The organism is Idiomarina sp. UBA4206, assembly GCF_002383015.1.
In the GTDB taxonomy this organism is placed as follows: domain Bacteria; phylum Pseudomonadota; class Gammaproteobacteria; order Enterobacterales; family Alteromonadaceae; genus Idiomarina; species Idiomarina abyssalis.
This window is the reverse complement of sequence record NZ_DFTS01000059.1, coordinates 35246-40890: the sequence shown is the minus strand read 5'-3', so window position 1 is coordinate 40890 and position 5645 is coordinate 35246. Positions and strand designations below refer to the sequence as shown.

Here is a 5645-nt window from a genome sequence, read left to right as displayed (position 1 = left end):
ACACCACTTAACGCTAAGCAAAGATCATTCACAAAATTTGAGTATCTTTGTGAGTCACGTAAATAGTCATCTTCTAATTGCTTACGAGACTGGATGCTCTGTTGCAACTTTTTGCTAAGATGCTGAATCTTTTCTTGTGGTGTTTCAGGTACTGCCAATGCTCACCTACCCAATACTGAATGCAATAGCTATGATACGAAAATTATTACTATAAAGTCTAACCTATCTGAATTTATTTACTATTGGTGAATTGTGGTAGTCTTTGCAAAAACAGACTAACAAAAAACTCGAAATTAACGGAGACTGACTGTGCGTAAGAGCTTATTGGCTGTTGGTGTTATGTTAGCCCCTTCAGTAGTATTGGCAAATACCGATTATAAAATTGACCTGACGCAACCAGAACACCATAAAGGTGAGGTTTCAATTACTTTTCCGGCCAGCGAAGAAAAGTTCCTGGATATAAAAATGCCAGCCTGGAGAACAGGTTATTACCGAATTTTAAACTTGGCGAATGGCGTGCGCGACTTCGAAGTGCGCAGCAATGGTGAAGAACTGCGTTGGGAAAAAGTTGATAAAAGTACCTGGCGCATATACCTGCCAGAGCAAAGCGGTGAGGTTACCGTTGATTACGAAATCTATGCGAATCAGTTGGGGCGTCGTAGTCGCCATATAGACGACACTCACGCTTATTTGGATGCATCTGCCGTATTTATGTATGCCGACGCGTGGCGCAATGAACCAATTTCAGTTTCTCTTGACGTTCCTGAGAACTGGAAAAGCTACTCGGGAATGGAGCGCCAGGGAGATCATCAGTTTACTGCCCAGAATTGGGATGTATTTGTTGATTCCCCAATAGAGACCGGTATTAACACACACTATGCATTTACTCAGGATGAACGGGACTATGAAGTGGTGTTCTGGGGTGAAGGAAATTACGATGCTGAAAAGACGGTTTCGGATTTAAAAAAGCTGGTGGGAACTGGTGATTCTATATGGAGTGATTATCCGTTCGAGCGTTATGTGTTCATGATCCACGCAACAACTGGTGCCGGTGGCGCAACGGAACACAAGAACTCCACGGTTATTCAGCGACCACGTTATAGCTTTGCCAGCCGCGATGACTACCTGTCTTTTATGTCGACAGCATCGCATGAGTTTGTTCACACCTGGAACGTAAAAGCATACCGCCCCAGTGGTTTAGTTCCTTATGACTATCAAAAAGAAAACTACACAGATTTATTTTGGATAGCAGAAGGCTCCACCAGTTATTTCCAGAATCATCTGTTGTTACACGCAGGCATTATGGAACCGTCAGAATACTTTGAGCGTGTGGCCACAAGTATTGATCGGCACAAAGCGAAACCCGGACGTGACGTCATGTCGGTAGCTGAGGCGTCATTTGAAGCATGGATAGACCAATACGGTGACAGGGCTCATAACGACTCAGTTAATATTTATTCAGAGGGGGCGCTGGTTTCCTGGATGCTGGACAGTGAACTTCTGGAAACAACTGAAGGTGAAGTGAGTTACCGCGATATTCATAATGAACTCTATCAGCGCTTTGATGCTGACCATGAAGGATTCACTGCCGCGGATGTATTAACCATATTAAAAGAGCTGACAGGCCGCTCCTGGCAGAACTGGTGGCAGAATAATGTTGAAACGCCTGCCGATATTCCGTTTGAAACCATGTTGGAGCGAGTTGGTTTGGAACTGGTTTATGAGAAAGATGATGAGCCAGAAGTGTGGGCAGGCTGGAATGCTAATGACACAAGCGGCGGTATGGAACTGACTCGTGTTAGTAAAGGAAGCCCCGCGTGGGAAGCTGGCTTTACCCCCGGTGACGTGATTGTCGCCTTTGACGGACACAAAGTGGTTGATGGTCGTTTCAGCGATGCTTTTAAAGAGTATGAGGCAGGAGAGTCTATAACCGTTACGTTCTTCCGTCGTGACCAGTTGCATGAAAAAACCTTGAGCGTGAAAGCCAAACCCGCCACAGATGCGAAAATTGAGCCTGTGGATGAGCCAACGGCTGAGCAACAGGCCCGGTTTCTTCAATGGTTACAAATTCCGCATCCTAACGCCTAAGGTTTTATTGTCGGGCCATGCGCTGCATCTGCAGCGCTGGTTCGAAGTCGGAACGAAATGGGTTTATGTCGAGGCCTCCGCGGCGAGTATAGCGGGCATAAACCGTCAGTTTTTTCATCCCCAGCGCTTTTAAGTCCTGATAAATACGTTCAACGCATTGTTCGTGGAATTCATTGTGGCGCCTGAATGAGACCAAATAAGCCAATAATGACGCATGATCCAACTTGGGCCCCTGGTAATGAATATAGACGGATCCCCAGTCTGGTTGGTTCGTGATAAGACAGTTAGACTTCAACAGGTGACTGTGTAGCTTCTCTTCTGTCTCATTATGCTCCGTTATTAATAATGACGGCTGGTAGTCATATTGCGAGATTGTGATGTCCTGCTTATCAATACAAAGACCGGGGAAGGTTGCAATGGATTCACCTTCTAGCTCAGACAGCGGCTTTAAGGTAACACTGACACCGGCTCCGGCACATGCAGATAAGTCTTTTTCTATAAGTACCTGAACCTCTTGCCAGGAACCAAAACGAGTGTCATTGAAACTGTTTAAATAAAGTTTAAAGGACTTTGATTCAATGAGATTCGGACTTTCCGCAGGCACTTCAAAGTAACCGACAGCGACTTGTGGCAAGCCATTTGAGTTCAGCCAGGATATTTCGTAGCCAGTCCATAAGTCGACACCGGAAAAAGGCAGCTTACCAACAAGACCAATGGGCTCACGGTTCAGCGAGCGGGGGACAGGTTGTAGCTGCTTCGGGTCATATTCACTCGGGTAGTCTGTGCTTTGCCCCAGCGATAAGTGGTCGAGTGCGTGCTTCTTTGGCATTTAAGTCGCTCCGTAAGTACAATGCCCTTATTGTAAATTTTCTTAGGTGTAAGTGCCAGATGAAGACGTTAGAAGAAACTATCGATGCCTTAATGGAGCGTTATCAAAATCAGGTTCCTGTCCGTTATACGGAGTATGTAGAAGAGTGGAGCAGTCCAATATATGGCGAGGTTATTGATGACGATACGGTTGAATGGACACCGTCTTTACAAGCTAAGCCTCTGGCTTTTGATGAGCTGGAAAAAGCCTTAGAAACAACCTTCCATGACAGCATTAAAGCGCTATTTGGGCGCTGGTATGCGGGCGACCTGGCGCTTTCTTATCAGGGACATCCGATACATTTATTACAGATCCAAAGTGAAGAAGATGGTGAGCGGTTGTTGGCAAATATAACCGGACATATTTTAATGAAACGCCGGTTAAAACAGCCAGAAACGGTGTTTATTGGGTTAGGAGCAGATAACGACGACTTATTGTTGTCGATAGATAACCACAGCGGTGCTATTGGACTTGAATGGGTGGGGAAGGAACAGCATGAAGTCCTTGCCGACTCTTTGTCTGGGTGGCTCAATGAATGCGAGCCTAAAATTAGTGAAAATAACGATTAATTAGCAAATTAGCAAAACCTAAAAAATATAAAGCACAATAAAAACATAGGGTTACGTTTTGGCCTGAAGCTTGCTTTAAATGAACTGCTGAAAATATATTGAAGCAAACTTATTAATAAAATAATCAGGAGAACATGAAGCATGCTGAAAAGATCTTTATTGGTTGTTGCGTTGCTAAGCTCGTTAACTTTATCCGGTTGTGTTGTTGTAAAAGAGTCGAGTTACGATGGTAGTAACGAAAAATATGAAGGGCAGCAGTCAGAGCAAAGAAACCGCTCTTCGATTGCGGCATTACCACCCTCGCTTTCGGTTAGCGAAGCCTTGAGCCGATTAGGAACTCCCGATTTTAATGACTCCTGGGAATCTGAACAACATCGATATCAGGTTTTGTATTATCGCACACACAGAAAGCATGCTGACGGTATGACGACCCGTGATGAATGCACAGCTATTGTGTTCATTGATGATACCCTGGCAGGTACCGGAGAAATGGCTCTCGACAGGATCCCTAAAAATGGTTAACTTGGTGTTATAAAAAACTAATCAGTGGTTGTTATGCAAGGCTTAACCGAAAAAACAGAAAGTGAAATCGATAAGGCAAGTGAGAACAGCAGCGAGCATATTCAGGGAGAGCTTGTCTATCTTGTCGCCGAAGATCTTAAATTAGCGGCTTCGCTTTTGTTTCAGACTTACTATGACGATGAATTGTTGCAAAAGATTTTTCGGGCCGATAAGCCGGATTACGAAAAGCGCCTACGAGCCGCAATTCGTGAAGATCTGAATGCGTTTTGGGAAAGTGGACAACCCATTATTGGTATCCGTGACGGCGGCACACTATTAGGTGTCGCCTGTCTCACCCGTCCTGGTAAGAGCTTTGGTCCTGGTCGTTTTTGGCATTGGCGCATTAGTATGCTGCTGACTGCAGGTTTTTTAAGTACCCGACAGGTGCTTGAAAAAGAGCGTCTTATTCAGCAAGCGATGCCCGATGTTCCCTACCATATGTTAGCTTTTATTGCCGTAGCGCCGCAGTATCAATCTCAAGGGGTAGGGCATTTATTGGTTGAGGCTGCTAAAACGGTATTTGAAGAAGATCCTGAATCGCAGGGCATTGCAGTTTACGTCACCCGCTCTGATTATCAGGCATTTTTCAAGAAGCGCGGTTACCGTTTGCAGGCCCAGATAGAAGTTGAAAAGCTACCCGGTGAAGTACTCTTTTACCCTAGGCAAGAAGATTAAAGCTAATGAGTTATTCCAGTTTTAAAGAGTTTTACCCTTACTACTTGCAAGAGCACTCTGACAAGCGTTGTCGGATCCTACATTATATTGGCAGCACCCTGGTGTTGGCTGTGTTAGTTTACGCTTTGGTTAGCGCTAACTATTGGTGGTTGCTGGCTTTGCCGGTTATTGGTTATGGATTTGCCTGGCTGGGTCACTTTGTGTTTGAGAAGAATAAGCCAGCCACTTTTCAGTATCCTTTATATAGCTTACTGGGTGACTGGGTTATGTATAAAGATGCCTGGGTTAAATTATTGACCGGGAATTCGAAACGGCGGTAATTCAACACCAACTAAGCGTTGGTTATGAAGAGTTAGCTCTCCTTCATAACGAGTTTCTCCGTCGCTGCTAAACCCCATTTTAAATGTACTTCGCCAGCCCGGCTGGCTTCCTTTAAAAGACCATCGGGTATCCTCACGACGAATATCCAGAAACTGCAAACCTTGCTGTTTACAATAAAAAACAGCGTGTTTCTGCGCGCTTTCCGACTGCTGGCGATGTTGCCAGAAAACCCATACTGCGGTTGCCAACCCGAGAAAAACAATAACATCAAGTAAGTTCATCAAGCGCTCCGGGTTTGCTGTTTTAATCGGTTTAAAGCTTCGCCAACGGCATCCGACTGCTTCTGCTGTGCCAGTATAGACAGAAGCAGGGGACGTATATCCGGTAAGGCAATAATATCCTGAAATAACGCATCAAACAGAGCGTTATCCAGTGAAGCGATTGCATCTAAGTAGCCTAACAAGCTGTGCTCATTGTTAAGTACTGGCCATAATCGGGCGGCGACAACAACCAGTTGGTCAGCGTTTGCATCAGGAATGGTCTCGTTGACGGACTTTTGTACG

The 5645-nt window shown here is 45.0% G+C and carries 8 protein-coding genes; 5 read left to right on the top strand and 3 right to left on the bottom strand.

Annotated features, from left to right (window positions below):
- Positions 1 to 309: 309 nt before the first annotated feature.
- Positions 310 to 2088 carry a M61 family metallopeptidase gene (locus B3180_RS12170; RefSeq protein ID WP_278358747.1) on the top strand — a complete coding sequence of 593 codons (1779 nt, stop codon included), beginning with the start codon at positions 310 to 312 and terminating at the stop codon, positions 2086 to 2088.
- A 4-nt stretch (positions 2089 to 2092) separates the two neighbouring features.
- Here the strand turns inward: B3180_RS12170 and queF are convergent, their stop codons facing one another.
- Complete coding sequence (gene queF / locus B3180_RS12165) at positions 2093 to 2917, bottom strand: NADPH-dependent 7-cyano-7-deazaguanine reductase QueF (protein ID WP_199494892.1); 825 nt, start codon at positions 2915 to 2917, stop codon at positions 2093 to 2095.
- Positions 2918 to 2976: 59 nt separating this feature from the next.
- On the opposite strand from queF, the gene syd reads away from it, so the two are divergent.
- From syd to B3180_RS12145, 4 genes are all read left to right on the top strand, one after another.
- The gene (syd, locus tag B3180_RS12160) at positions 2977 to 3525 is read left to right on the top strand and encodes a SecY-interacting protein (protein ID WP_224797298.1); all 549 of its coding nucleotides are present in this window, start codon (positions 2977 to 2979) and stop codon (positions 3523 to 3525) included.
- Between the two features lie 141 nt (positions 3526 to 3666).
- Complete coding sequence (locus B3180_RS12155; RefSeq protein WP_278358746.1) at positions 3667 to 4047, top strand: DUF3192 domain-containing protein; 381 nt, start codon at positions 3667 to 3669, stop codon at positions 4045 to 4047.
- A gap of 33 nt (positions 4048 to 4080) precedes the next feature.
- Positions 4081 to 4761, top strand: a complete 681-nt coding sequence (locus B3180_RS12150; protein WP_222235466.1) for a GNAT family N-acetyltransferase — start codon at positions 4081 to 4083, stop codon at positions 4759 to 4761.
- 5 nt (positions 4762 to 4766) lie between these two features.
- The gene (locus B3180_RS12145; RefSeq protein ID WP_054488181.1) at positions 4767 to 5081 is read left to right on the top strand and encodes a DUF962 domain-containing protein; all 315 of its coding nucleotides are present in this window, start codon (positions 4767 to 4769) and stop codon (positions 5079 to 5081) included.
- Here B3180_RS12145 and B3180_RS12140 read toward each other — a convergent pair.
- Both B3180_RS12140 and B3180_RS12135 read right to left on the bottom strand, forming a co-directional pair.
- Complete coding sequence (locus B3180_RS12140) at positions 5052 to 5363, bottom strand: DUF3301 domain-containing protein (protein ID WP_199494887.1); 312 nt, start codon at positions 5361 to 5363, stop codon at positions 5052 to 5054. The genes B3180_RS12145 and B3180_RS12140 overlap by 30 nt on opposite strands.
- Positions 5363 to 5645: DUF3549 family protein (locus tag B3180_RS12135; RefSeq protein ID WP_286844810.1), on the bottom strand; the 283-nt coding region annotated here is incomplete at its 5' end. The genes B3180_RS12135 and B3180_RS12140, both read right to left, overlap by 1 nt.

Excerpts from the sequence above, each read along its gene's own strand:
- queF (WP_199494892.1), bottom strand. The coding sequence starts at position 2,917 with ATGCCAAAGAAGCACGCACTCGACCACTTATCGCTGGGGCAAAGCACA.
- syd (WP_224797298.1), top strand. The coding sequence starts at position 2,977 with ATGAAGACGTTAGAAGAAACTATCGATGCCTTAATGGAGCGTTATCAA.
- B3180_RS12155 (WP_278358746.1), top strand. The coding sequence starts at position 3,667 with ATGCTGAAAAGATCTTTATTGGTTGTTGCGTTGCTAAGCTCGTTAACT.
- B3180_RS12150 (WP_222235466.1), top strand. The coding sequence starts at position 4,081 with ATGCAAGGCTTAACCGAAAAAACAGAAAGTGAAATCGATAAGGCAAGT.
- B3180_RS12145 (WP_054488181.1), top strand. The coding sequence starts at position 4,767 with ATGAGTTATTCCAGTTTTAAAGAGTTTTACCCTTACTACTTGCAAGAG.
- B3180_RS12140 (WP_199494887.1), bottom strand. The coding sequence starts at position 5,363 with ATGAACTTACTTGATGTTATTGTTTTTCTCGGGTTGGCAACCGCAGTA.